This is a genomic window from Eubacterium uniforme, assembly GCF_900167115.1.
Lineage (GTDB): Bacteria > Bacillota > Clostridia > Lachnospirales > Lachnospiraceae > Eubacterium_S > Eubacterium_S uniforme.
In genome coordinates this window covers 1-24,028 of the sequence record NZ_FUXZ01000007.1, presented here as the reverse complement: position 1 = coordinate 24,028, position 24,028 = coordinate 1, and the positions used below count along the sequence as shown (strand labels likewise).

At 32.5% G+C, this 24,028-nt stretch carries 30 protein-coding genes; 4 read left to right on the top strand and 26 right to left on the bottom strand.

What is annotated here, in order from left to right:
- Positions 1-199 precede the first annotated feature (199 nt).
- Genes B5D16_RS06125 through B5D16_RS06115 form a run of 3 tightly spaced genes read left to right on the top strand, consistent with a single transcriptional unit; the run spans position 200 to position 3,341 of the window.
- Positions 200-925 carry a hypothetical protein gene (locus B5D16_RS06125; RefSeq protein ID WP_078766100.1) on the top strand — a complete coding sequence of 242 codons (726 nt, stop codon included), beginning with the start codon at positions 200-202 and terminating at the stop codon, positions 923-925.
- A gap of 32 nt (positions 926-957) precedes the next feature.
- Entirely contained in the window at positions 958-2,655 is a 1,698-nt protein-coding gene (locus B5D16_RS06120) for a vWA domain-containing protein (RefSeq protein WP_078766099.1), read from the top strand.
- Positions 2,656-2,702: 47 nt separating this feature from the next.
- Positions 2,703-3,341, top strand: coding sequence for a flavin reductase (locus tag B5D16_RS06115; protein WP_078766098.1), 639 nt, complete (start codon positions 2,703-2,705; stop codon positions 3,339-3,341).
- A gap of 141 nt (positions 3,342-3,482) precedes the next feature.
- Here the strand turns inward: B5D16_RS06115 and B5D16_RS06110 are convergent, their stop codons facing one another.
- From B5D16_RS06110 to B5D16_RS06080, 6 genes are all read right to left on the bottom strand, one after another.
- Positions 3,483-4,622, bottom strand: a complete 1,140-nt coding sequence (locus tag B5D16_RS06110) for a toxic anion resistance protein (RefSeq protein WP_078766097.1) — start codon at positions 4,620-4,622, stop codon at positions 3,483-3,485.
- A 250-nt stretch (positions 4,623-4,872) separates the two neighbouring features.
- Positions 4,873-7,038, bottom strand: coding sequence for an ABC transporter ATP-binding protein (locus B5D16_RS06105; RefSeq protein ID WP_078766096.1), 2,166 nt, complete (start codon positions 7,036-7,038; stop codon positions 4,873-4,875).
- 87 nt (positions 7,039-7,125) lie between these two features.
- Positions 7,126-7,665 carry a DUF1854 domain-containing protein gene (locus B5D16_RS06100; protein ID WP_078766095.1) on the bottom strand — a complete coding sequence of 180 codons (540 nt, stop codon included), beginning with the start codon at positions 7,663-7,665 and terminating at the stop codon, positions 7,126-7,128.
- 9 nt (positions 7,666-7,674) lie between these two features.
- Positions 7,675-10,002, bottom strand: coding sequence for an ABC transporter ATP-binding protein (locus B5D16_RS06095; RefSeq protein WP_078766094.1), 2,328 nt, complete (start codon positions 10,000-10,002; stop codon positions 7,675-7,677).
- A gap of 564 nt (positions 10,003-10,566) precedes the next feature.
- Positions 10,567-11,184, bottom strand: a complete 618-nt coding sequence (locus tag B5D16_RS06085) for a hypothetical protein (protein WP_078766092.1) — start codon at positions 11,182-11,184, stop codon at positions 10,567-10,569.
- 4 nt (positions 11,185-11,188) lie between these two features.
- Positions 11,189-11,605 carry a GNAT family N-acetyltransferase gene (locus tag B5D16_RS06080; RefSeq protein ID WP_078766091.1) on the bottom strand — a complete coding sequence of 139 codons (417 nt, stop codon included), beginning with the start codon at positions 11,603-11,605 and terminating at the stop codon, positions 11,189-11,191.
- Positions 11,606-11,720: 115 nt separating this feature from the next.
- Between B5D16_RS06080 and B5D16_RS06075 the strand changes: the two genes are divergently transcribed.
- A complete protein-coding gene (locus B5D16_RS06075; RefSeq protein WP_078766090.1) occupies positions 11,721-12,110 on the top strand; it encodes a cupin domain-containing protein in 390 nt (129 codons plus the stop codon).
- Here B5D16_RS06075 and B5D16_RS06070 read toward each other — a convergent pair.
- The 20 genes from B5D16_RS06070 to B5D16_RS05980 form a co-directional block, all read right to left on the bottom strand.
- Positions 12,107-12,706, bottom strand: a complete 600-nt coding sequence (locus tag B5D16_RS06070; RefSeq protein ID WP_078766089.1) for a helix-turn-helix domain-containing protein — start codon at positions 12,704-12,706, stop codon at positions 12,107-12,109. The genes B5D16_RS06075 and B5D16_RS06070 overlap by 4 nt on opposite strands.
- Before the next feature lie 188 nt (positions 12,707-12,894).
- On the bottom strand, positions 12,895-13,404 hold the full coding sequence (locus B5D16_RS06065; RefSeq protein WP_078766088.1) for a GrpB family protein: 510 nt from the start codon (positions 13,402-13,404) through the stop codon (positions 12,895-12,897).
- A 20-nt stretch (positions 13,405-13,424) separates the two neighbouring features.
- Positions 13,425-13,832: a hypothetical protein gene (locus tag B5D16_RS06060; protein WP_078766087.1), complete on the bottom strand. Its 408-nt coding sequence runs from the start codon at positions 13,830-13,832 to the stop codon at positions 13,425-13,427.
- A 204-nt stretch (positions 13,833-14,036) separates the two neighbouring features.
- Positions 14,037-15,995 (bottom strand): leucine-rich repeat protein, encoded by a 1,959-nt coding sequence (locus B5D16_RS06055; RefSeq protein WP_078766086.1) that lies wholly within the window; start codon positions 15,993-15,995, stop codon positions 14,037-14,039.
- Positions 15,996-16,155: 160 nt separating this feature from the next.
- A complete protein-coding gene (locus B5D16_RS06050) occupies positions 16,156-16,338 on the bottom strand; it encodes a hypothetical protein (protein ID WP_143405059.1) in 183 nt (60 codons plus the stop codon).
- A 42-nt stretch (positions 16,339-16,380) separates the two neighbouring features.
- The gene (locus tag B5D16_RS06045; RefSeq protein ID WP_078766084.1) at positions 16,381-16,575 is read right to left on the bottom strand and encodes a hypothetical protein; all 195 of its coding nucleotides are present in this window, start codon (positions 16,573-16,575) and stop codon (positions 16,381-16,383) included.
- A 326-nt stretch (positions 16,576-16,901) separates the two neighbouring features.
- On the bottom strand, positions 16,902-17,153 hold the full coding sequence (locus B5D16_RS06040; protein WP_143405058.1) for a hypothetical protein: 252 nt from the start codon (positions 17,151-17,153) through the stop codon (positions 16,902-16,904).
- A gap of 149 nt (positions 17,154-17,302) precedes the next feature.
- Entirely contained in the window at positions 17,303-17,989 is a 687-nt protein-coding gene (locus tag B5D16_RS06035; RefSeq protein ID WP_242943001.1) for an HAD family hydrolase, read from the bottom strand.
- 34 nt (positions 17,990-18,023) lie between these two features.
- Positions 18,024-18,404 (bottom strand): GNAT family N-acetyltransferase, encoded by a 381-nt coding sequence (locus B5D16_RS06030; RefSeq protein WP_078766082.1) that lies wholly within the window; start codon positions 18,402-18,404, stop codon positions 18,024-18,026.
- 36 nt (positions 18,405-18,440) lie between these two features.
- Complete coding sequence (locus tag B5D16_RS12460) at positions 18,441-18,578, bottom strand: hypothetical protein (protein ID WP_159444305.1); 138 nt, start codon at positions 18,576-18,578, stop codon at positions 18,441-18,443.
- A gap of 28 nt (positions 18,579-18,606) precedes the next feature.
- Entirely contained in the window at positions 18,607-18,999 is a 393-nt protein-coding gene (locus B5D16_RS06025) for an HIT family protein (protein ID WP_078766081.1), read from the bottom strand.
- Between the two features lie 248 nt (positions 19,000-19,247).
- A complete protein-coding gene (locus B5D16_RS06020; RefSeq protein WP_242943000.1) occupies positions 19,248-19,547 on the bottom strand; it encodes an ABC transporter ATP-binding protein in 300 nt (99 codons plus the stop codon).
- Positions 19,548-19,642: 95 nt separating this feature from the next.
- Entirely contained in the window at positions 19,643-20,383 is a 741-nt protein-coding gene (locus B5D16_RS06015; protein WP_078766080.1) for a DUF7738 domain-containing protein, read from the bottom strand.
- Between the two features lie 91 nt (positions 20,384-20,474).
- A complete protein-coding gene (locus B5D16_RS06010) occupies positions 20,475-20,861 on the bottom strand; it encodes a hypothetical protein (protein ID WP_078766079.1) in 387 nt (128 codons plus the stop codon).
- Positions 20,862-20,917: 56 nt separating this feature from the next.
- Complete coding sequence (locus B5D16_RS06005) at positions 20,918-21,313, bottom strand: hypothetical protein (RefSeq protein ID WP_078766078.1); 396 nt, start codon at positions 21,311-21,313, stop codon at positions 20,918-20,920.
- A gap of 187 nt (positions 21,314-21,500) precedes the next feature.
- Positions 21,501-21,818, bottom strand: a complete 318-nt coding sequence (locus B5D16_RS06000) for a hypothetical protein (protein WP_143405057.1) — start codon at positions 21,816-21,818, stop codon at positions 21,501-21,503.
- Between the two features lie 382 nt (positions 21,819-22,200).
- A complete protein-coding gene (locus tag B5D16_RS05990; protein WP_143405056.1) occupies positions 22,201-22,857 on the bottom strand; it encodes a GNAT family N-acetyltransferase in 657 nt (218 codons plus the stop codon).
- A gap of 119 nt (positions 22,858-22,976) precedes the next feature.
- The gene (locus B5D16_RS05985) at positions 22,977-23,426 is read right to left on the bottom strand and encodes a hypothetical protein (protein ID WP_078766075.1); all 450 of its coding nucleotides are present in this window, start codon (positions 23,424-23,426) and stop codon (positions 22,977-22,979) included.
- 37 nt (positions 23,427-23,463) lie between these two features.
- A complete protein-coding gene (locus B5D16_RS12455; RefSeq protein WP_159444304.1) occupies positions 23,464-23,622 on the bottom strand; it encodes a hypothetical protein in 159 nt (52 codons plus the stop codon).
- Positions 23,623-23,845: 223 nt separating this feature from the next.
- Positions 23,846-24,028, bottom strand: a 183-nt coding sequence (locus B5D16_RS05980; protein WP_200803948.1) for a transposase, incomplete at its 5' end; no start/stop codon positions are given.

Genomic DNA, 24,028 nt, shown 5'->3' with positions numbered 1-24,028 from the left:
CATCAAACCACTCTTTTTTGTTAACAAATTATGAACAAACTGTAAATCCCTCCATCGATTAAGCTTTTATTTCTTTACAGTTTCGTCAAAAAAATAAGTTTTTTCTCTTAATTAAACCTTCTTATTCAATTATTATGTATTTTATGATAAAATACCTTGTATATAATATAAGAAAGAATTCAGTTAAGAGGTATATATAGTGAACAAGACATTTAAACTAATATTTTTAAACCTATCAATTATTATAATTGCAATATTATCTTATTCACCTGGTTTTTTCTATTTAAGGCCATCAGATGTATCCGTATTTAGAGCTGGTATGTCTATAATAATTTTTCTTGCTTTATTACTTGCATTTTGTTATGGAAATTATTCCTTATTAAAGCCAAAAGAAAAAGTAACTTATTCAAAGGAAAATATAAAGGATATGAGCGAAGCTAAAAGTATTCTTTCTTCATATACGAACGGAGAATACTTTGGTGAAATTGCAACTACTGTAATAAGTCAAATATCTCGCCTCGAGTCTTCTACTCAAAGAGCCAAAATAGAAATCGGAAGAAAGTTTGAACGTGGATCATTGAGTTGGCAAAAATATTACAGTGCTATCGAAGAAGCTAATTCAATTGCTTTGGATAATGTAATTTCCTTAGCGAATAGAATTCAATTTTTTGATGAAAGTGAATATTCCAGACTTAAGAAATACAAATATGATGCTATTCCAGATGACATCCAAATGCAACAATTAGAATTATATAATACTAATATGAAGTTAATAGAATCGGCAGTATCAGTCAATGAAAACCTAATTCTTGGTTTAGACCGATTAAGCATAGAGTTTGCAAAACCTGGCGAAATTGAAGAACAAAACATCAATCTTTTAACCGAAATAAAAAAATTAACAGACGAAGTAAAATATTATGTATAAACAAAAATCATAAATATAAAAGGGGTAACAATATGAACATCGATAACAAATCTAAATCTTACATAACTTTTGGAGTAATAGCCATTATAGTATGCATAGCTATATTCGGCGGAATTTCCGCTTCAAGAAACATAGGCAAGTCTAGTAAGACCATTTCAAAAGAAAATGGAATGAGAAAGTTAAATAAATACGTAAATTCCATTGACCCTGAAGATGTAGAACCTATTCAAGGTATCGTAAATTACGAAGAGAATGATACAACTTTTCAGGAACTTCCTAATTTAACAGATGATTCCATTGTTGTACAAAATACCACTTCTACATTTGCTGAAATTTTTTCTTCTTCTGAAAAAACCGGCACAGGAACAGACGGATATTTAAGAACTATGGCTAAGCAGTTCAACGAAAGCAATCCAAAATTAAAAAGTGGTGAAAAAACATCCATTAAATTAAGAACAGTAAGTTCAGGTCAACAAGTTGATTATATTGCGTCACAAAAATATATTCCTGATGCAATTTCACCTTCTAGTTCTCTTTCAATTGAAATGCTAAATTTCAGAGAAATCGAAACCGAAACCATCTCTGACTCATTAGTAAAAAACTACGCAGGTGTTGTTCTTTCAAAGAAGGCATATAGTACTTTAGTCGAAGATTATGGCGGAGTAAGTGTTCAAACAGTCGCAAAAGCTACTTCTGAAGGTGCAATTACTACCGGATATACAAATCCATTTACAAGTGCTACAGGATTAAACTTCTTAATCACATTATTAGATAGTTACGATCCTGATAATATTTTATCCGAAAAAGCAACTAACAGTTTTATCGAATTTCAGAAAAAAATTCCTTTTGTAGCATTAACCACAGGTCAAATGCGAAATGCCGCTAACAAAGGTACACTTGATGCTTTTGTATTAGAATATCAAGCTTTCATAAATGACAATACACTAACGAAAAATTACAAGTTTATACCATTTGGATATGAACACGAAAATCCACTTGTAGCTCTTTCTAGTGCTAGTCCTGAAAGCAAAGAGACATTACAGTTATTTGCTGAATATTGCAAGAACAATGGAAGTAAGCTTGCCAAAGAATGTGGATTCAATCAAAAAATTGATGCATATACTCCACCTTCAACAAATTACGCTGGCGGCACTTTAATAGATGCTCAAAAACTATATAAAGAAAACAAAGACAGCGATCCTGTTATCTGTGTATTTGTTGCGGACATTTCAGGTAGCATGGCTGGTGAACCCATAAACGCACTGAAAGATTCTCTTATTAATTCAATGCAATACATTAATACAGATAACTATATTGGTCTTATTACATATAATGATGATGTACAAAAAAGACTTCCTATTAATAAGTTTGATTTAAATCAGCAATCATTATTTGTAGGTACAGTTGAAAACCTTTCTGCTGCAGGTGGCACAGCAACCTTCGACGGTTTATGTGTAGCAATGAAAATGATTGAAGAGAAAAAAGAAGAAATACCTAATGCAAAAACAATGATTTTTGTACTTAGTGATGGTGAATGCAATCGTGGACATTCGTTAAAAGAAGTTTCACCAATTGTATCAAGTTTAAAAACACCAATTTATACTATTGGATACAATGCAAATATCGATGCACTTAAACAACTTTCAGATATTAATGAAGGCGTTTGCATTGATGCAAAAACAGACGACGTTGTATATCAGTTAAAACAATTGTTTAACGCTAATATGTAATAATCCATATAAACATTATATAAATATCAATAACAGGGGGTGATTATATGAACGAAAAAACAGTACATAAATTTACTTACGGACTATTTGTTCTATCAACTGAAAAAGGTGATTCCTATAATGGTTGTATAATAAATACCGCAATTCAAGTAACAACTAGTCCAAATCAGATTTCTATCACTGTCAACAAACAAAACTATACTGAAGAACTTATTAAAAACTGCAATAAGTTTAACCTCTCTTTCATTTCAGAAGATGCTACATTTGATTTATTTGAAAGATTTGGTTTCAAAAGTGGTCGAGATACTGATAAATTTGCGGATATGTCAAATAATGATTATAAACTATCAGGCAACGGCATTCCTTATATAACAAAAGGAACAAATGCCTACATTAGTGCTTGGGTTAATCAAACTATTGACTTAGGTACACATACTATGTTTATTGCAACTGTAACAGATATGGATGTATTAAGCGAAACACCTTCAGCTTCATACTCTTACTATCACGCTAACATCAAACCAAAGCCACAAGCATTGAAAAGCGAAGGCAAAGTTTGGGTTTGTAAAATCTGTGGTTATGTTTATGATGATGCTAAAGAAAGTATTCCTTTTGAAGAGTTACCTGATGATTGGGTATGTCCACTTTGCAAACATCCAAAGTCAGATTTCGAATTACAAAAATAATTATTTTAATATAGAGGAAAAAGGATGTGTTTAGTTTAGATTTCAATTAAACACATCCTTTTTTTGTAACTCAGTATACTTCTATACTTTACTACTTATCTTATATATATTTTTTATACATATACTTTATGCATCTATTCCTTATTTCTGTAACATACCTGACTTTTCAAGTTCTTCTATCTTCTTCTCACCAACAACTGCAAGTTCATTAAATGTATTAATAGTATCTTTCATTCTTGGAAGAGCTTCCTTCTTATATGTATTAATATCATCAAGAGCCTGTAACATTTCATCAAATGCTGACTTTAATGTATCAGGTGAAACTGAAGCTTCAGAAGCCTGTTTCTGAATTGCAACTCCCTGTTCATGTAACATCTTTGATGTACTTTCAATCATATGATTAGTTGTTGCATTTAATGCATTAACCTTTTCAAGAACAATCTTCTGATTGTATAAAGCACCTGCTACTGTAACTGCTGTACGAAGTGCTGTAACTGTAACATTCTGTGCTCTATCTACAGAACGAATAAGTTCTTTATTATTACGTCTAATAAGTTCCATTGCAATTATACCTTGCTGATCAACAACCTGTATCTGCTGGAAGTCCTGAATACGCTGACGAAGCGGGAATAGGATTTCATTCTCAAGGAATTCAATCTTTTCCTGATTCTCACCACTTGCCTTAGCATTTTCAATTGCGTTAGTTAAATATGCATCAAGTTTATTTCCAAGTTCGATGTTCTTTTGCATCTTCTTTGTCATATCACGCATTTCAGCCTGTTCAATCTCAAGCGTAGTATTATCAGCAATCAAAGTCTTCTTACCCTTTTCAAGAGAATCAACAATTGTTGCAATTTCTTTATCAGCAGAATTATATCTTTCAAAATACTTTCTTACAGGATTAAAAATCTTACCAAGCGCTCCCTGCTTTACAAAGTCAATACCTGATGGATCTAAGTCTTTCATCTTAATTGTTAAATCTTCAAGCCCCTTAGCTACATCACCAGTCTCACCACCTACAGCATGAAAATTAGTTAAACGCTGCTGTAAAATAGCATTCTTCTTATGACAAGCCTTCATGTCATCAAGACCAAACTGTTCTATAACATCAGTATATTCTTTTCTATTCTCGAAGTTTTCAATATCAACTTCCATAATCTGATCTGCCTTTTCCTTAGCAGCATCAACAATAACAACCTCTTCCTTCTCAGTAGGTTTAATAGTTTCTTCTACTTCCTGTTTTACTTCTTCCTCTGTAGGAAGCTCTAATGTAAATCCCATAATAAATGCCCTCTTGTATATTATATATACCCTTTCTTTCATAATCGTGTCATACACTCCTCTATTATACTATTTGTAGGGATTTATTTCAATTACAATCATCGAAACCACTACGCTTATTTCGAGATTGTATCACGGTCGTCAAATGTCAGAAAGCTAGCTTTATGCACTTTCCTCGTCGTGTAAACAAAAAGCAGATTAAGTATCCATCTTAAACAAATACTTAACCTGCCTGTTGCGAGTATTAAACTTAGCTCACCTGAGCTTTATATAAATTGTAATAAATACCTTTATTCATTAACAACTCTTCATGTGTTCCAATTTCTGCAATTCTATGACCATCAATAACCATAATTCTATTAGCTGCCTTAAGAGTTGATAATCTATGTGCTATAGCAAATGTCGTCTTACCATTTGTAAGTCTCTCCAACGCCTTTTGAATCATAAATTCACTTTCAGTATCAAGACTTGCTGTTGCCTCATCTAAAATAAGAAGACGAGGATTTGTAAGAATTGCTCTAGCAATAGCTATACGCTGACGTTCACCACCTGATAAAGAATATCCCTTTTCGCCAACATATGTATTATAACCATCAGGTGTTTTACAAATAAATTCATGAGCATTTGCCATCTTAGCTGCTTTAACAATTTCATCATAAGTTGCATCAGGTTTTGAAAATCTAATATTATCAATAATTGTACCCGAGAATAAAAAAGTCTCCTGAAGAACAACACCAATTTGTGAATGATATGACTTCTTCTTAATATCCTTCATGTCAATGCCATCAATTAAAATACGTCCATCATCAACTTCATAAAGTCCCATAAGTAAGTTAATAAGTGTTGATTTACCTGTACCTGATGCACCAACGATACCTATCATCTCACCTGGCTTAATTGTAACATTAATATCCTCAAGAACTGGCTGATATGACTTATATCCAAATGTAGCATGATCAAAAGTAACTTCACCCTTAATAGCAACATCTTTAACCTTACTTTCATCCTCAACATATACATCCTGCGTAAGAATATCATTAATACGTTCAAGACTACTTGTAAGCATTGTAAGCTGTCTTGGCATCCAACTCATCCAGTTAATATACTGGAACAAAAGAAGTGTATATGCAATAAACTGATATAATTCACCCGGTGACATCTTACCAGCAAATACATCGTTACCGCCAAAGTAAACTACAATTACTACACCCATACCCATAAGAAATGAAATTATAGGCTGAAAAATCGCCCAAAACTGTTCGTTTTTTCTCTGGGTATTAGCAAATTCACTGGATAAATGTTTAAATCTTTCAGCTTCAATTTCTTCCTTACCGTATGTTTTAACAACTCTCATACCTGAGATTACATCCTGCAAATCACTTGATACATCATCACTCTTTCTTCTTTGCAAATGAAAGATTCTATAAGCTGTATCTCTAAAGCCAATAATCATTACAACTACAACTGGAACAAATATAAATGTTAATAATGCAAGTTTAACATTTAGTACCAACATAAATATAACATCCCAAATAAAAATGAATAAAATAGCAAATAGATTACAGAACACATCCTCCATAAACTCCCTAATAAACTTTGTATCCTGAGTAATTCTATCTAAAAGCTCACCTGGTCTTCTTTCGTTAATAAAACTAATAGGTAATTCCTGATATTTCTTAAAAAGTTTAAGTCTTAAATCCGCTGCTATCTTAGCACCAAGTTTAGTTGAACCGTTACTCTTTAAAATATTAATAATTACAATGGAAACACTTAACGAAAACATAACACCTAGATAAACTAGCGCTTTTTTCATACCACCGTTTCCTTTTAAAACGTCATTAATAAGATGTTTTTGAATTTCCGGATTCAAAAGAGTTGTAATGGCAACTAAAACCATCAACATAAATATCTTTAAGAAATCCATTTTATATGGTTTAGCCATTCGTAAAAAAGCCTTTAAAAATCCTCCCTGTTTTGAACACTTAGGACAAGTTTTAGTTCCTGGAATTGCTCGACCACATATAGGACAAGTCTTTTCGTATTCATGACTCTCAACTTCCTCAAATCTACCAGAAATTAAAATATTAATTCCTCTAGAAATATAAGCATATCTACTTAAGTGTTTTGCCGAATATGAAACAACGTGTTTTTCAACGCCCTTATGATTTACAACAAGCATTCCACATCCAACCTGTGACTTTGTATAAGCCTTTTTACAATCACTTATATTATAAGAAGCACTAATCTTTTCGCCATCATAAACTAATATTCTCTTAGTTGTAACTATTAAATATGATTTATTATTCCAATTTGCATTTTCATTAATGTCATAAGGAACAACATAATATAAACGCTCATCTTTTGTTAGTTTAATTTTATCTTTTATATCGTTAGCTAATTCAAATTTTAAATTCATCTTAGTCCTCACTTTTAAAATGCTAATCGACTAGTTACTAATTAATTCTACAAATCATTTTCTCTTAGTATCAATTTACTACTATCTCTATAAGAATAAATCTAATTTTCTTTTTTCTTTCATAGTAAGAGCATTTACATCTCTAATTTCAAATCTATTCTCATCAAGATCCATAATGATAAGTCTATTATCGGAAAGTTTTGTTACAGCATTAGATGCCATATTAATAGCAAATTCACACTCACCCTTATCAGTTAAAACTGAAAAATATGCATAACCATAATCTTCCTTAATGTTATAAATCTTTTTGATAACAGGAGTAAAATAATTCATATCAAGCTGCTTAGTTAGTATCTTTTTGGTACTATCTGGCATTTCATCAAGATCTTTAATAATGCCTATCTCCTTAGCCTTATCATCATTTGCTCTAATCGAAATATATTTATTTGCATCAGTAAATGGAAATAATCTTACAACATTTACCTTTTCATATTTTTTACCGTTATATGTTAAATTGACAAATCCACCCTCTGTGCTTTCAAACTTATCATCTTTAGAAATAATATGCATTGCTGTCATCTCTTCAGCTTCTTTTTCAAACATATCAATTGTAACGTTCTCTGACATATCTACCTCCTATAACTCAACATTTGCTAATGACTTATTTTGCAATTCTGATAGTTTATAAAAGATACCATCTTCATTACTATATAATTCATCATGAGTTCCTTCTTCAACAATACAACCATCATCAATTACTATAAGTCTATCAGCATCCCTAAGTGTTGAAAGTCTATGCGCAATTGACAGTGTCGTTCTTCCCTTAGTTAAAATTTTAAGAGAATTCTGTATTGCTTTTTCAGTCTGTGTATCAACACTTGCAGTAGCTTCATCTAAAATTAAAATTTTCGGATTAGCAAGAATTGCTCTCGCAATGGAAATTCTCTGTTTTTCACCACCCGATAAGCTCTTACCAGAAGCCCCAATGATTGTATCGTAACCATCTGGCATTTTTGATATAAAATCATGAGCACTTGCAAGTTTAGCTGCTCTAATAATATCTTCCATGCTTGCATCTTCATTACCATATGCAATGTTTTTAGCAACAGAACCCATAAATATATATGTATCCTGTGAAACCATTGCTACATTCTTTCTTAGATCCTTAAGTGCAAGTTTTTTAACATCAACTCCATCAATTTTTATGCTACCTTTTTCAACATCATACAATCTTGAAATAAGGTTAACTAATGTTGATTTCCCTGCACCAGAACGCCCAACGATACCAAGCATTTCACCTTCTTTAACTTTTAAATTAATATTCTTTAAAACAGGCTTTGTAACTGAATATCCAAAAGTAACATCCGAAAGTTCAATTTCACCTCTTGGATTATCAAGACTAATAGCATTTGCTCCTTCTCTTATATCAGGTATTGAATCTATAATTTCAAACAAACGTTGTGCAGCATTAATACTTTCAGACCACATACGAAATACTCTTGAAAAGAAATTCATAGGTCCATTAAGTTGTCCTACATAACCAACAAATGTTATTAAAACACCAAGTTCAATTTCGTTTGTTTTTAAAACAAAGAATACACCTAACATCCATACCCAGATACTAGAAATTTCCTGTACCATATTATAAAGAATCGTAAATCTGTTTCTAAGCTTAACTATATTAATCTCAGCATCTTTTAAATTTTCATTTGGTTTGATAAACCTTTCAATTTCCGCATCCTCCTGACCAAATGATTTTACAACTCTTGCACCAACTAAGTTGTCATTTGCTCTTGATGAAACTGACTTTTCAGCTCTATGCCTCTTACCTGATAAAGACCAAAGACCTGGTCTTAACTTAATTGTCATAAAAACTAATAAAGGTAAAAGAATACAAGTAATCAATGCCATTTTCCAATTAAGTCTATACATAACAACAAATGTTACGATAATTGTAAGGCCTTGAACAATAATCGAAGGAATACAATCAATAAATAACATTGTAACTGTAAGAGAGTCACTTGATACTCTTGTCATAAGACCACCTGTCTGCTTACTTGTAAAGAAGTTAAGAGATAACTTACTCATAGAATTAAACACATCTGTCTTAATATCTCTAACTGTTGCTGTAGAAATTTTCGCCATAACAGCCATCTGAACCATATTAGAAATTTCAGATATTAATCTACAACCTATAAGCATCAAAGTAACAACTAAAAGTGCTAATGTATATTCACCTTTAAGTCCGTATTTAGCAAGAAATTTATTATCCTTTTTAAGTACATGATCAAACAAAACCTTACCATTAAGATATGGCCATGCGATACTTATAACTGCAGAAGTTATATAAGTTAATGCCAAAATAAATATCGAAATTTTATACTTAAAAAAGTACTTTAAAACTCTACCAAATATAGTTCTCTTATTAGTACACTTCGGACACACCTTTTTAGCAGGATCAGGATACATTGTTTTACAAATAGGACAATATAATTCTTCCTCATCCTCTTCTTCCTTTACATTAAGTCCAAAGTCTATATCATTACCATTTTTTATATTTTCAAAGTGACGGATAAAAAGGTTCATCTGCTCTAAGTATAAATTTGTAAGAGCAGCAATTTTCTTAGATTTACCTTCATAATCAGAAAGCAATGTCACTGAACCAATTGAAGTTTCTAATCTCAAATTACTGACTTTATCAATATCTAAAAGGACAATACTAAAGTCACCATCTTCATCTTCCGAAGTCTTCTGATTCTTCGTCCCTCTGAAATAATGAACATACTCATCTGGAGTTTTCTTTTCACATATACCAATTACTTTTTTGGTAAAGAAAACATACCCAAGAATATATTCTCCATCGAAAGACAAATCAATCGGGCAAACAGATAACACATCTTCTTCACGAATGCCAAAACCATCAAGTTGCATCAATGCTTTTTCATTTAACTTATTCTCTTTCATGTCGCCTCCTTCATTTAGCTATTTTAGAAATAATCACTGAAACTGCTACGCTAGTTTCAGGATTGTGAGCAGTCGTCAAATACATTCAAGCAAGCTTGATGTACTTGACTCGTTGCCAAACAAAAAAAGTCACTGCATAACGCAGTGACTTGGTAACCATTAATAAGCACGTCCTCTATATCTTTCATAAGGAGTGCGAATGCATACCAACAAATACTCACTTAGCGTCATCACAAATAAACTATTATTCACGTTATTCTGGACCTGATTCTTAGTCTTAACAAACGCGATAATAGTAATCTTAATATTTGAAATTATATTTTTAATATTCATTGTTTTATTATTAAACATGATTCGTCCTCCTTTCTTAAATACTTAAATCAAAAATGTGATAGTCAGTATTTTACATCATACAAAATTTAAATACAACCCTTTTTTGAAAAAATTTTTAAAAAATTTTTCAAAGCAAGAAAATTTAGTTTCCAATATTGTGGAGTAATATTATTTATACAAAAACTTGCTCCATTTGTTATATTTAATCAACTTGATTTCTCACGTTTGAACTTAATCTGGAATATCACCCATAAGATAATTAAATAAATAAATCAATTTCTCCCTAAATATAATAATTAATATAACAAGAGTGATAGTATACCCCACAAATATTCCTACAGCCGTAAAAGTGAAAATCTTCAAAGCGGTCATCGTAGCATCATCCGCTAGCTTAACAGCCTTTGATGGATTTTTAGGATTAATGAAAATTTCTTCTGTCTTTCCTACCGTTTTTTCTAGTTCTTTAAAATGTTCTTGCTGCTTCTCCTCCATTTTCTCTAATTCTCTTTCATTTTCCGATTCAACTTCTTGAATTTCCTCATAACTCATCGTACTATCTATATGTTCCTCTGTATAATAATATTTATCTACATAGTCTTCCACTTCACTTTTATACTTTTTACCATTGTATTCATAACTAACCAACTGATAACCCGCTACTTTCTTTCCTTTCCCCTTAAGTTCAACATCTTCAACAAGAGCTGAAACTACTTCCGTATATTTTTTCCTATTATGTACTTCCTTTAAATATTCGGACACTATCATCTTTACAGCTATAAAAAGTAACACAAATATAGTACCAATTATAAAGAAACACAATCCAATGCCAGCCTTCTTTAATGTTTTCATTTTATTACTCCACCTCTTTTATCATAATCATTTCCATCGGTTGTTCAAAACCTGGAACATCAACTATAAAACCACCTGCATCCTTATATCCAAGCTTTCGATAAAAATGCTGTGCATCCTCATCAACCTGCGTAGATATCATCAACATTCCATATCCTTTAGTTTTCATATCCTGTTCCCAGTATTCCATCATCTGTTTACCATATCCTTTACCACGATAACCATCGTCGATAAACAACATAGTACAAAACGGAGTATTATCCCAAAAAAGATTGTATCGTAAAATACCAATTACCACTCCATCTTCAACTAAAACATATCCCTGATTGGTTCTAACCTTTTCAGCAAATACTTCTTCTGGTAAATGTTGATCTAGTTCATACCATCTTTTTTTATCATCTAATTCTACGTATCTAATCAATTTTCATCATCCTTTCCATCTATTCTTCATCTATTTTAATTTTCGCAATTTTATACAATTCTTATTTTTCTTCTTTTGTTATGATTACGTTACAAAAACAAAGGAGGAAAACAATATGAACAAAGAAACATTTGAAAAATTTAACCACGGAGAGCTAAGACTTCCTAATCAAGTCATAGAATTTCAGCAAATTCCATGGTCTAAACATCCAGTTTTTGAGGGAGTAGAATTAAAACATATCATCACCTCAAAAGATACTAACGGAGAATATAGCTACCATCTAGTACGCATCGCTCCTAATAAAAGTATCTTAGATCATATCCATGAAACTCAACTCGAAACTCACGAAGTAATTGCTGGTAAAGGAACATGTATTAATGACGGTTCTGAATTAATCTATGAACCAGGTATAATATCAATTATGCCAGCAAATGTTCATCACGCAGTCAATGCTGGTGAAGAAGGTTTATATTTATTTGCTAAATTCTTTCCAGCCCTCTGCTAATTATTTTCTATAGTTTTCTGATACTCTTTAGGTGTCATTCCAACTATTTTTTGAAAGCATCTATCTAAGTGACTTTGATCATAAAAACCTGACTCATAAGCCACTTCAGAGATGCTTTTATTTTGTTCTAAAAGTTTCTGTGCCTTTCGAACCTTACTCTGTATCTGAAACTGATGCGGAGTCAAACCAAATGCTTTCTTAAATTTTCTAATCATATGATAAGGACTAATTTGTGAGTCCTTAGCCATTTGCTCAATCAAATATAAATTTTCCGGATTATCAAGAATAGTATTCTGTAAATCCTTCAAATATTCATCATCTACCTCAGTTTCAGTTTCAATGCAAAGAACCATCATAGAATAAACATCATCTTCTACAGTCTTTATCTCGTGAATAACATTAGGTTCAATCTTAAATTCATCACCTTGTTCATATATATCACTATCGCCATCAATACTAATGCACACTCTACCTGATTCTACATATCCAACCATAAGATGATTCGCATGTGTGTGAGGTCCAAACTCTTTTTTGCTAGACTGATAGTGAACACATTCAATTTCATTATTCTTTTTACTATATGTCACTTCTTTCATAGCTATCCCTCCACATATGCCATCTGTTTTTATACTTTATATATTTAACACAATTTCTTCGGTTTGTTTTGACCATTCATCTTTAATCCATAAGCAAATTTCATTATTCATACATTCAATTTTATTTACAGTCATATCGTGTAAACTGTATGGTGTCATTTGCTGATATTTATATCTTTTAATCATAATTATAATCCTATACGTTTATATATCATCTCAATAACTGGTGACTTATGCTCTATATATTTATCTATATCCCATGAATATAAATTTGCTGCTTCTTCCTTAATTTTGCTGTACTCTTCAACAGCATCTGGATTACTACGAAGATAATCACGAAATGTTATATGTCTTTTCAATTCTTCTGAATCCTGTGAACATACATAGAGATGATGTTTCCTAAGATGTTCCTTCCCTTCGTACTTAAAAGCCTCGCGACCAGGAATACCCAAATCACCCTCATGAAAATAACCTATTGTTTGAAGTGCGGATATCACATCCGGTAAAACTGTTGTATCCTTAATAACAACATCAATATCAATAACTGGTTTTGCAGAAAGCCCTTCAACAGATGTGCTACCAACATGTTCTATCTTCAATACAATGTCTTTAAGAACGGCATCTAATTCATCTCTAATAGCTATAAAATCAGACTTCCATTCCTTATTATATGGTTCTACAACTACATGCTTTTTCATAAATCTTTCTTACCTCCGAGTTAATAATACTCATCCACTATGTTACTTTCCTCATCATATACAACATGTTGGCCTTTTTCATTATAATGTATCCATCCATCTAAGACCTTTTGATAATCATCCGTACATTTACCATTATCACCTGGAAAAACCATAAAGCATTTTCCTTCCGAATCTATAACTACCTGCCTATAAACATATCCTTCATAATCTGGTAGACCAGCCGCACCTGTCTTTTTCGTATGCTCCTGCCATACCTTCACAGTAAATGATTTATCCGGATACTTTTCCTTCAGGTATTCCTCAAACATCTCCCGTCTTGCCTCTATCTTTTCTTCACTGATTTTCTTATTTGACCTTAACGTACATGCACTGAGCAAACTCAGCAATCCTATACACAATCCTAATATTGCAAGTTTCTTCTTCATATTCATCTTCCTTATTGACTTATAATCATATTATTAATAAAATCATTTGCTTCTTCCCTAGATTACCCTATAATTCAAAACTACAAACTTATTTTATCATAACCTAATATACATACGCTATAATTATTTACTTTCTTATCCTGACATAAAAAAAGAAGAGTATTCTCTTCCTTGTTGTTGAATATACTCTTCCTTTTGTTTAAACTACTTAATTATTCCTTTAAATCCAGCCTTCTTAATCTTCTTTGCATATACCTTCTTCTTTGCCTTAGGCACCTTAATCACACAAGTTTTCTTAACTCCCTTAAAAGTACCCTTAACAAACTTCTTAATCTTCTTAGACTTTATCTTAATACTCTTAAGTTTCTTACAACCAGCAAATGCTTTCTTACCAATCTTAGCTACATTTTTACCAATCACAATACTTTTAAGTTTCTTACCCTTCTTAAAAGCCTTCTTACCTATAGCAGTTACCTTATACTTAACACCATTAACAGTTAGTAGTGATTTAACACTAACTTTCTTTAAAGACTTCTTCTTAAGTCCAATAACTGTTACTTTACCGGCTGTCTTTCCATCCAATGTGCCTTCCTTAGTAACCTTATAAATTAATTTACCATCATCAAATATACTACTAAGCTGTAATCCATGAATGCCATCATAAGATTGCGTAGTACCTTCTTTAGTGTTCTCTCTACCTGAGATTATAAATTTAAGTTTCTTACTTCCCCAGAAAGATCCAATACCTTTAACAGTTACTTTAGCTATTCCAGGCTTTACATTATCTTCATAAGAAACAGTAAAATCCTTACCTTCTTCTAATCCATTGATTATTACCTTTGGTGTTTTTGCTTTACCATCATATTTATATTCATCTTGTTCAAGTGATATATCAAAATTATTAATATCAATAGGCTTACCCTTAAATATCAGTGTATTATCACTTATATTTATTTTATCTTCGTAACAAGAACAAATACTTTCTTTCGCATACAAGTCTGTAAGTCTTTTTGCATTCTCATCAACGGCATTAATAACTTTTTCGTTAGCTACCATAAAGATCATTCCGGATTTAATATTTATATCATTATATGCATAAAACATACCATATGCATAAACAGCCCCCTCATAATCACTAGGGAAATCCTCATAATACGCGATGACATTGGTATTTTCAAAACTTATATTGTCAGCACGAAAGACTTCATAATAGAGATAATATTCAGTCCTGTCAAAATAACTGCTTTCCATAAATCTTGGTCTTAATTCGGCAAATATAGTTCCTGATTTAACTTCCAAATTTCTGTCAGCACATATATATTCTCTGTATCTTTCAAAATCACCATCAAATTCAAAATTAATAGTTGGGCCATCAATCACTACATCCTGACCACTGATCATACTTCCATTACTTCCAACTAATACATCTAATGTACCATCACCAATTATATTAAGAGAATATGGACCAGCAGTTTCTATTGCCCACCAAAATCTGCTGGTTCCTCCCTTAATGCTCAATTTATTCTCACCTTTTATTTCCACAGTCACGTCAATTAATTTATCAAAATCTTTTATATCATAGTTTGGGCCATAATAATTTCTATTTCCACCAAACCTTATATTATATGGTCCATCAACACTGTCCAAAACAAGTTTTCTGTTTTTCTTATCCCAGTTAATTCCCGGTATGGTGTTTTCTAATATCTCCTCTTCAAAATATCTTTCATCATTCTCTGTATTATAAACTGTAATCTCAGGTTCCATATCTGCTGAAACGAATGATAATTCAGCGGTTGCTGTTATATCCTCAGCCGGATTAAATTCAATATAATATGTTTTTCCTGCTACCATATAGAAATCTTCAATCCATCTGAAATCATCACCATATAGACTGGAGTTTTCAACAATTGCTTCATGTTCTTGATTATACCAGCTATACGTTCCTGAAAAACCTACTTTTGTAAACTGTATGCAATATACACCAGTCTTTCCCGGTCTTATAGGTATGGTTACTTTTTCACCTTTCTTAAAGTCAATTTCCTTAAATATATGATCATCACTTATAGCAGCAGCGGTTTTAACATATCCCACACCTGTAAGTGCTATCATACATATCAACATAAAAATCATCTTTTCTATCGATTTCATTAAATTATCTTTCATTTTATTTCTCCCATTCTAAATCAAGTATATTTAATCAAAAAATACGAATTTAAATTGCCTGTATTATATTATCACTTTTTTATATAAATATCTACTATATTTGCAGGCAAGATTCTGTCTTTCCACAAAAAATATTCAAAAAATGTGTCCATTTACTTGACTATGCTGCAGTTCTATGAGATATACTCCCATATTTCTGTAATGTTAATGTTTTATAAAATGCTCTGCTCAGATTTTCATATTCCGCAGATGAAAGATAGTTTACGATATGATATACCATATACGAATGATCGCAACCATTATGAAGATTCCATAATAAATCTGCCTTATTCACAAAATTCATTGTTGCCTGCATTAAGAAGAAGTCTTTCTCTTTAAGTCCCCTCTATAAAGCATCAATACACAAATTAGCAAAATCACTGTCAGAAGAACATATATATGACCACCCATTTAGTATTGATACAAGGTATTTATATATATCGCCTTCCGATCGGGTTATAGCTTTTTCATTAAAACCATCTAACCTTTTATAAAACTTAGCAAGCCTTTTTTCTATCTCAGATACATTTAATATACTCATATTGAAATTATCCTTCTATTTTGGGAATACATGGTGAAAAATTATCGTCATTAGTAAGATTACTTCCGGGTTAATAAAGAAGAGCCTTCCATTTAGAAAGCTCTTCATCATAATTATGACTCTACTAATGGAAAGTGAAATATAATACGACTGTAGTTCAGAAAAAACATCTTCATATCCCTGTTTCATGGTCATTATTATCCTTTCAGTGAATTTTATAAAAATTGGTTTTTATGAAAACTTGAAAATATCATTTTCTATATAAACTCCACAAAAAAATACTATCGTAAAGTTTATTCCGATTTAAACTACTATTACTTTTATCTTCACATATAACATACATCCGAAATTGGACATCTATTTGTAAAGCCCGATTCGATGTCATGAAAGACAACCGTATTACCATCTTCTATAAATATAGCCTCATCATATTTATTTTTCCTGGCATATTTAATATCATTCTGATCTGTTTCAGAAACGAGATCGACTTCTCCGTGATGATGTTCAATATAGTTTTCTCTTATTTTAAGTGCCAGATCTCTGTACTCCGGCGGAAAATAGATCAATGTCTTTTGCATATTACCCCCAAGATGCACTGCACGCTTTAACATACTGATGGGATATTGTATTCCGATTCTTCCTACAATAACTCACTTCTTTTTCTTCGGCGCAGGTAGTTCTTCATACATCACCTCCCATACATTTGATTCAGCAATCAATAAGGTGATTAAGTGTTTTCTAATATTATTCTTTCCACATCCTCTGGCGTTTCGGCAAAATACTTTGCACCTTTTTTCATCAGATACTCTTTGTCACGGAAACCCCATAATACAGCAATGCATGGCAATCCCGCATTTTGTGCAGTTTTAAGATCCACCTCGGAATCACCAATATATATAGACTCTTCACATGTGCTTTGCAATTCATCAAGTGCAGCAAAAACCATGTCTGCATCTGGCTTTCTTTTTATTCCATCACGCTCACCTACTGCTACCTTCACATACTCAGAAAAAAATTTATCATTCAATTCCACAACTGCAGAATTAATCTTGTTTGACACAATTGCCATTTTATATCCTTTTTCTTTAAGACTTTCCATAAGTGGAAGTATGCCTTCATATGGTCCTGTCTTATCAAGGCAATGTTTATTGTAACAATCCTTAAAAACTGGCAACATTTCATCTATTACGCTTGCTGGTGTTCCCTCAGGAACTGCACACTCCATGGCAAATCTTATTCCATTACCAAAAAAACTTCTGTATTCATCAATATTCCTTGGTGGCATTCCAAACTCCCGAAGAACATAATTAACCGAATCTGTTAAATCATCTAGAGTATTCAAAACCGTCCCATCCATGTCAAATATAATTGTATTAATCATCTTATATGCCTCAACTTTTACATATTTTTTCAAAGCTTATTCTTCTTTTCTCAAACACTCTGTTTAATTACTTCAAATAATCTGAATCAATCCGAATCATTTCAGTTAATGCTTTGTTTCTATATTTTAGATCATCGCGTAAAATAAATCCCTGGGATTCCCTGAAGGCATTGCCACTTTCATTCTTTTTGAAAGCAACAAGAAGAACCTTGTTAATACCCTCTTTTTCCAAAGCGTCAAGAGCAAGATCTACAAGTTTCTTTCCTATTCCCATTCTCCTGCAATCTGGCGATACACATGCATGCTGAATTATACCTCTTCTACCGTCATGTCCACAAAGGATAACACCAACAATCTTTTCATCAAGTACTGCAACAAAAGAAGTATTAGGATTTCGTTTAAGATATTTATCAATACCTTCATGTGAATCACCTGAATAATACTCCAAAACTGGTGCATCGTTAAACGCAAAGCGCTCTTTATCTTATTTCGAAACAGAATCTATCTCCAAGATAAGTTTTTGCCCTGCCGTTGCATTCTTTACGGATGCCTTCAATCTTTCATTTATTTTACACAACCTCTCTGTGTCGCGAAAAACGGCCACATCATCCTCTCTACTCATTATTATCGTCCTCTTTGTGATTAATCCCTCACATACTGTCAGCGATCTTCTTCGCTACTTCTTTGGATACTTTCTTCTCACCCTTGGGGTAAATCCAGTCATAACCGTCGTTCTCAAGTCTCGGGAATACGTGGAAATGAAAGTGCCCGAACTCGCAGTTCCTGCCGCCATTCTGCATAATGCCATAACCCACAGCACCATAAATCTTCTGGAAGGCTCTGATTATCTTTCTGGACACATCTGTGATCTCCATAACATAATCGTCGGGAAGATCGAGGATTGAATCTACATGCATCTTTGGGATGATGAGAGTGTGACCTTCGTTAACGGGTGCGATGTCTAAGAAAGAAATCGTCTTCTCAGTCTCGCATATTATATTGGCTTCAAACTTGTGTTCAGCGATGTCACAGAATAAGCACATACGTCCCTCCTTATTTCAGTTTACTGGAAGTTATTTTAGACTTAGGATTTACACACTATTGTCTATATCAACTTCCTCATAACAGCTACACTATTCGCTTGGAACTCACTAACCATTTGCTTTATAGTTTTTTCATCTTGATTCGGCGAAATACAATAACAAGGTCCACCAATCGTAAAACTGAAATATAAAATGCCATCGGGGGTTCACAAATTTCATAGTTCATTTTATTCCGAAATAACTAACCATTACTCCCACCGAATCCCACATTTCTGAGCACATAGTTTTTGTTCAGCATTGTTTTCTTCCGTTTTGTCGGAAAACAAAAATCTTCTTGAGTTCTTCCCGTCCTTATGTAACAAGTCCGCAATACTATCAAGTGTAACTGTTCCAAATGAATTGTACTCTTTCTCCGTAATCTCAAAATACCTGTTATACCAAGCAATCCATGTCACAACATCTACTAAGATATATTTTTCCAATTCTACCGAATATCCTACGGAGTAATATTTTTCCTTGTTAACCTTTTCATTTTCAAGTTTTATCAATGCGTTCCCCTTTACAACTTATCCTGGAATTATTCTTCCTATCTTATCAATCAGGTTTTATTATTCTAAAGTAGCCAATGGTTCAACCTCAATTCCTAATGGTTAACCGCTGCCCTCACATTTTTATCAGTTTCAAGATTCCAATGTGCTTTCTTAAATGCCATATAATCATAAATATCAAAATAAGGCTTCAGAAGTTCCTGGTTATACATTAATTCGTTGATAACGGCCAATTTGAAATTAAATGTATCAAACACCAGGCATTCTTCCTTCAGTATCTCAATATTATAATTCACATTACTCTTTGGTCTTTCCGGCTCAAATGATATAATAACATCCCTTAACAGAATATCACCATCATAAAAAACTCCCTCTTCCTCTGTAACAATAGATGTCATAATCTGAATATACCTCTTAGTTTTGCTTTTATCATCCAAAAGTGGCTGACACCCAAATCCGAGTACGGATTTCCAAGTGTTCTCTCGTTCTATTTTTTTACCTAAAACAGTCAGATTCCCCACATATTTCTTTTCACATTTTCCATCTTTATGCTCGTATATATTGTTTCCGGTTACATACAGGGTTAACCCAACTATATTATGCTCATTGTCCTTATAAGCTTTTTTTCTTTTAAGCTTACTAAGATATGTAACAGAGCCTTCAAATTCTATTCCCAGTCCATCATAATAGTAGGTTGTATGAAGCGCTTCAGCATCTCCATCTGTAACAATTCTCGCTTCTCCTAAGAGCTCCTTTATTTCGCCATAGGACATAGAAAATTCTAGAATATGTCCATTTATATTCACTGCAGTATCTAATACATCTATAATATTCATGAATTCATATCCTCCTAATTACATATCCTCGTAAATTCTACTGTAATTTTTTTCACTAAATAACTTAAAGAGATAAGTTCATAACAAGCATTTAGCCCTGCTTAGATATGGCTGCGTGATTATGACTCAATTCAAGTTCTTTATTGACTCCATCTGGCAGCTTAAGCTTATCTCTAATAATATTCATCATTGATAAATATCCATTCCACTTAAAACCAAGTTCACAAATCATACAGTCCCCCGTCTGAAATTCATATCTTTCAAAATCCCACGAACCGTTATATGACAAAAAATTCTCAGTTATCAAAATCGCCTCATGGAGTGCTTCAGCATTTTGTGACGATAATATTATTTTTCCTTCACAATACTTGTCTTTTTCCATTTTATGAATTCTATCACCAAGATTTTGAAGCATGTAATTTATTTTAATATCTCTCCGAGTTGGAACTTTCACTTTCTCAGATATTTTACCCTCCATAATCAAATCCCCTTTTACCGAACTATCAAGTTGACTTCCGAAATATCTTAATTCTTTTAAAAACCATTATACCACTTGTTAGCGAATAACTTTTGCTCCTCTGTCGACGGAAATTCTTTTATATCTGCATAATCCCAGATATTGAAAATATCTTTGTTTAATGCTTGCTTACCGAATTCCACAAGATATATTTTTTCGCAATATCCCATCATCCCTGATTGAATTGCATTTATTCTTGAACCATTACATTTTATTCCATAGCCCAATTCCAGAAGACGATCCCTGAATAATTGGAATGTTTCAAAATAATACTCACCAGCGGCTGAAAAGCAAACTCCATCCACCTTGCAACTCATCTCAATGTTATCATCTTGAATATCAACTTTGACTACGATTCGCTTCTCATTCTCATAATAAGCAAGGTCTGCTATTGTACATTTATATAAATCCATATCTCTTTTCACCACTTTCAGAAGAATACAGCTTAGTATGTAAAACTGGAATTTTAAATTGTCAAGAATAATTGCGTGATTATCCACCAACCAAAGTTGTCAAAATTCTTGAATTATTGTTCGATTGTACCATATTACAAAGCTTCACTCTGTATTTGACTATAAAACTAGAATATAAAGAAATATATCAATATTCGATAGGAGAATCAAAAAATCCCCATCCACATAATTCAAGATTTTCAATATCTTTATTTCCAATAGTAGAAGCTAATTTTACCAAATCAATTTTAAAATCAACAGGAACACCATTTTTTATCTTAAGTTCCACAAAAATTTGTACCCTGCCTGCTGATTCTCTAAGATCCCTTGCTACATTTTCATATCTTCCATCTTCCCACATGCTGTATGCCTTTGTTTTAATTGCATAATCCGCATTACAATAATATGTGCCATCTGTTGCTTGAATACATGGAAGTCCGTCGATTTCTTTAAATTTGTAGTCCATAAGGACAGATCTATATTCTGCTTTTGAAAAAAAAACATAATTATTCAATCCTTTATACATTTTATTTTTTTATTTAACACATTTATCTTCCGGTATAACACGCTAACACATCATACCCCAAAATGAAATTTATCTGTGAATCTATTCTTGCCCATTTCTTATAAATGGTTCTGAAATTGTTGGATCTAATAACCCTTTATATGCCTTTACTTTTCTGAATGTATTACCCATCATAACAAATCATTATGCCAATTTTTATTCCATCAAAATCAAAAACCTTAAACTCGGTTCCTGCCTCAACATCTTTTTCCCCTACAAACTCCGATTTGCTTAACCATTTATGCTGTAAGTTATTTTAGACTAAAGATTTACACACTATTGTCTATAACAACTTCCTCATAACAGCTACACCATTTTGCTCTATGATTTGGGAAAATCCAGCCTTTTCGTAAAGATGGATAGGTCCCGTAAAATCATACTCATCACGATGTTCAATAACTTTGGCATAACCTTCTACAGCAACATATCCCTTTGCCTTTGCGTCTACACATACTTGTTCAATAAATGCTAAAGCTATACCTTGGCCCCTATATTCAGGAGCTATTTCAAAACACACAATCGAGATTGTTTTTCCACACATATTATCTCTGGCAAAATCCGGCACAAATCCTTTGTAACTATCAATATCGGCTGCATTACACCAGCCTATTGATATATCACCATCAAACGCCAGATATCCTCTTATATTACCTTTATCAAGCATCTCTACTGCATATTTCCTAATGGTTTCTTTTACACCATTCGCTTGGAACTCACTAACCATTTGCTTTATAGTTTTTTCATCTTGATTCGGCGAAGTACAATAACAAGGTCCATTAGGATTATTATCAGAAAATGCTCGATTATCAAAAAAATCAAGGTAATCGTCTTTTAATTCTAAGGACAATTTCTTTATAGTCACGTTTTTCATAACAATCTCCATCAATCGTAAAACTGAAATATAAACTGCCATCGGGTGGGCACAAATTTCATAGTTCATTTTATTCCGGTATAACTTACTACCACTTCCATCTTAGTTCATTAGTTGTCGCTAGCTGTAACTGTGCCATTCTGGTTCACCAATGGTGTAGATTTGAGATTAAACTAGTGAAGGAACCATCACGTCAAAAATTCACGATTCAGAGTTTCATCAAAAAATTTGCATCGGATGATACTTTCGCCTCCATACTTTCTTAGAAAATACTCTCGGTCAAGATTCTCTTTGAACTCGATAAACGAACCGCACCAGTTTTCAACATCATTTTTCTCCCGGAAACAGCCAACCGAACATATCTTGCTGTCCAAAAGGTTCTCCAGGTCCCGACGAAATTCTCTCATATCATTTATTTCATCTGTATAGTAATGTCCGTGCCAATCCCCAAAATAAATCGTATATTCGTCGGCAAGATCAAGTTCCAGTTTAGTATCTCCATGAAAAACTTCAATATATGTAAAATGCTCTTCTTTCTGAATATCAAAGCCCTCTTTAATCTGACTTGTAAGGCCACGCCTATCAATGATTTCTCTGATTTCTTCTATTGTTACAACGGTATTATTTCTATATTTCATTTATCTGATTTTACTCCTTAGCAAGTTTTACTGAAATTTAACTGTGTATCATATTCATTTTACCATATAACAAATTCAAGAAAAAGATATATTCTTCTTTTTTCCTCTTTCGCCCTGATGATTTCTTGCCTTTTCCTCTATCACGCTGGTACCAGTACATTCTTCTAAATTTTCTGATCACATTCTTCACCTTCATAATGATACTCCTCCTTAAATTTTCATTGGTCCAATGGACCAATATGCTTTATTGTAAAATAAAAAGGGACTGTAAAAAAAGTCTCTAAATAGCAGAACTGCATTGGCAATGGCCAATGCAGTTCTGTTTCTCTATGTATAATTATTATAATTGTTGATTTTAGAGGCACTTTAATAAGCCCTATGTTAATAAGAGCTTTTTAAATCTATTCAGTTACCTGATATCATGCAATCATCTTCAATCTATTTCGTTTATTGTGATATTTATAAAGGTTAAAAGCACAAGCAATCAGGGTTAACTCTAAATTTACGTTTTCTAAGCCTCTTCTGAACAGTCTTTTGTATGACCTGTCCCACTTGATAATGCCAAATGTTCCTTCAGATTGTATGCTTCTGTTCATACGAAG

Coding starts and splice junctions, on each gene's coding strand:
- B5D16_RS06120 (WP_078766099.1), top strand. CDS start 958: ATGAACATCGATAACAAATCTAAATCTTACATAACTTTTGGAGTAATA.
- B5D16_RS06115 (WP_078766098.1), top strand. CDS start 2,703: ATGAACGAAAAAACAGTACATAAATTTACTTACGGACTATTTGTTCTA.
- B5D16_RS06110 (WP_078766097.1), bottom strand. CDS start 4,622: ATGGGATTTACATTAGAGCTTCCTACAGAGGAAGAAGTAAAACAGGAA.
- B5D16_RS06105 (WP_078766096.1), bottom strand. CDS start 7,038: ATGAATTTAAAATTTGAATTAGCTAACGATATAAAAGATAAAATTAAA.
- B5D16_RS06100 (WP_078766095.1), bottom strand. CDS start 7,665: ATGTCAGAGAACGTTACAATTGATATGTTTGAAAAAGAAGCTGAAGAG.
- B5D16_RS06095 (WP_078766094.1), bottom strand. CDS start 10,002: ATGAAAGAGAATAAGTTAAATGAAAAAGCATTGATGCAACTTGATGGT.
- B5D16_RS06085 (WP_078766092.1), bottom strand. CDS start 11,184: ATGAAAACATTAAAGAAGGCTGGCATTGGATTGTGTTTCTTTATAATT.
- B5D16_RS06075 (WP_078766090.1), top strand. CDS start 11,721: ATGAACAAAGAAACATTTGAAAAATTTAACCACGGAGAGCTAAGACTT.
- B5D16_RS06070 (WP_078766089.1), bottom strand. CDS start 12,706: ATGAAAGAAGTGACATATAGTAAAAAGAATAATGAAATTGAATGTGTT.
- B5D16_RS06065 (WP_078766088.1), bottom strand. CDS start 13,404: ATGAAAAAGCATGTAGTTGTAGAACCATATAATAAGGAATGGAAGTCT.
- B5D16_RS06060 (WP_078766087.1), bottom strand. CDS start 13,832: ATGAAGAAGAAACTTGCAATATTAGGATTGTGTATAGGATTGCTGAGT.
- B5D16_RS06055 (WP_078766086.1), bottom strand. CDS start 15,995: ATGAAAGATAATTTAATGAAATCGATAGAAAAGATGATTTTTATGTTG.
- B5D16_RS06050 (WP_143405059.1), bottom strand. CDS start 16,338: ATGAATTTTGTGAATAAGGCAGATTTATTATGGAATCTTCATAATGGT.
- B5D16_RS06045 (WP_078766084.1), bottom strand. CDS start 16,575: ATGAGTATATTAAATGTATCTGAGATAGAAAAAAGGCTTGCTAAGTTT.
- B5D16_RS06040 (WP_143405058.1), bottom strand. CDS start 17,153: ATGCAAAAGACATTGATCTATTTTCCGCCGGAGTACAGAGATCTGGCA.
- B5D16_RS12460 (WP_159444305.1), bottom strand. CDS start 18,578: ATGAGTAGAGAGGATGATGTGGCCGTTTTTCGCGACACAGAGAGGTTG.
- B5D16_RS06025 (WP_078766081.1), bottom strand. CDS start 18,999: ATGTGCTTATTCTGTGACATCGCTGAACACAAGTTTGAAGCCAATATA.
- B5D16_RS06015 (WP_078766080.1), bottom strand. CDS start 20,383: ATGAATATTATAGATGTATTAGATACTGCAGTGAATATAAATGGACAT.
- B5D16_RS06010 (WP_078766079.1), bottom strand. CDS start 20,861: ATGGAGGGTAAAATATCTGAGAAAGTGAAAGTTCCAACTCGGAGAGAT.
- B5D16_RS06005 (WP_078766078.1), bottom strand. CDS start 21,313: ATGGATTTATATAAATGTACAATAGCAGACCTTGCTTATTATGAGAAT.
- B5D16_RS06000 (WP_143405057.1), bottom strand. CDS start 21,818: ATGGACTACAAATTTAAAGAAATCGACGGACTTCCATGTATTCAAGCA.
- B5D16_RS05990 (WP_143405056.1), bottom strand. CDS start 22,857: ATGAACTATGAAATTTGTGCCCACCCGATGGCAGTTTATATTTCAGTT.
- B5D16_RS05985 (WP_078766075.1), bottom strand. CDS start 23,426: ATGAAATATAGAAATAATACCGTTGTAACAATAGAAGAAATCAGAGAA.
- B5D16_RS12455 (WP_159444304.1), bottom strand. CDS start 23,622: ATGAAGGTGAAGAATGTGATCAGAAAATTTAGAAGAATGTACTGGTAC.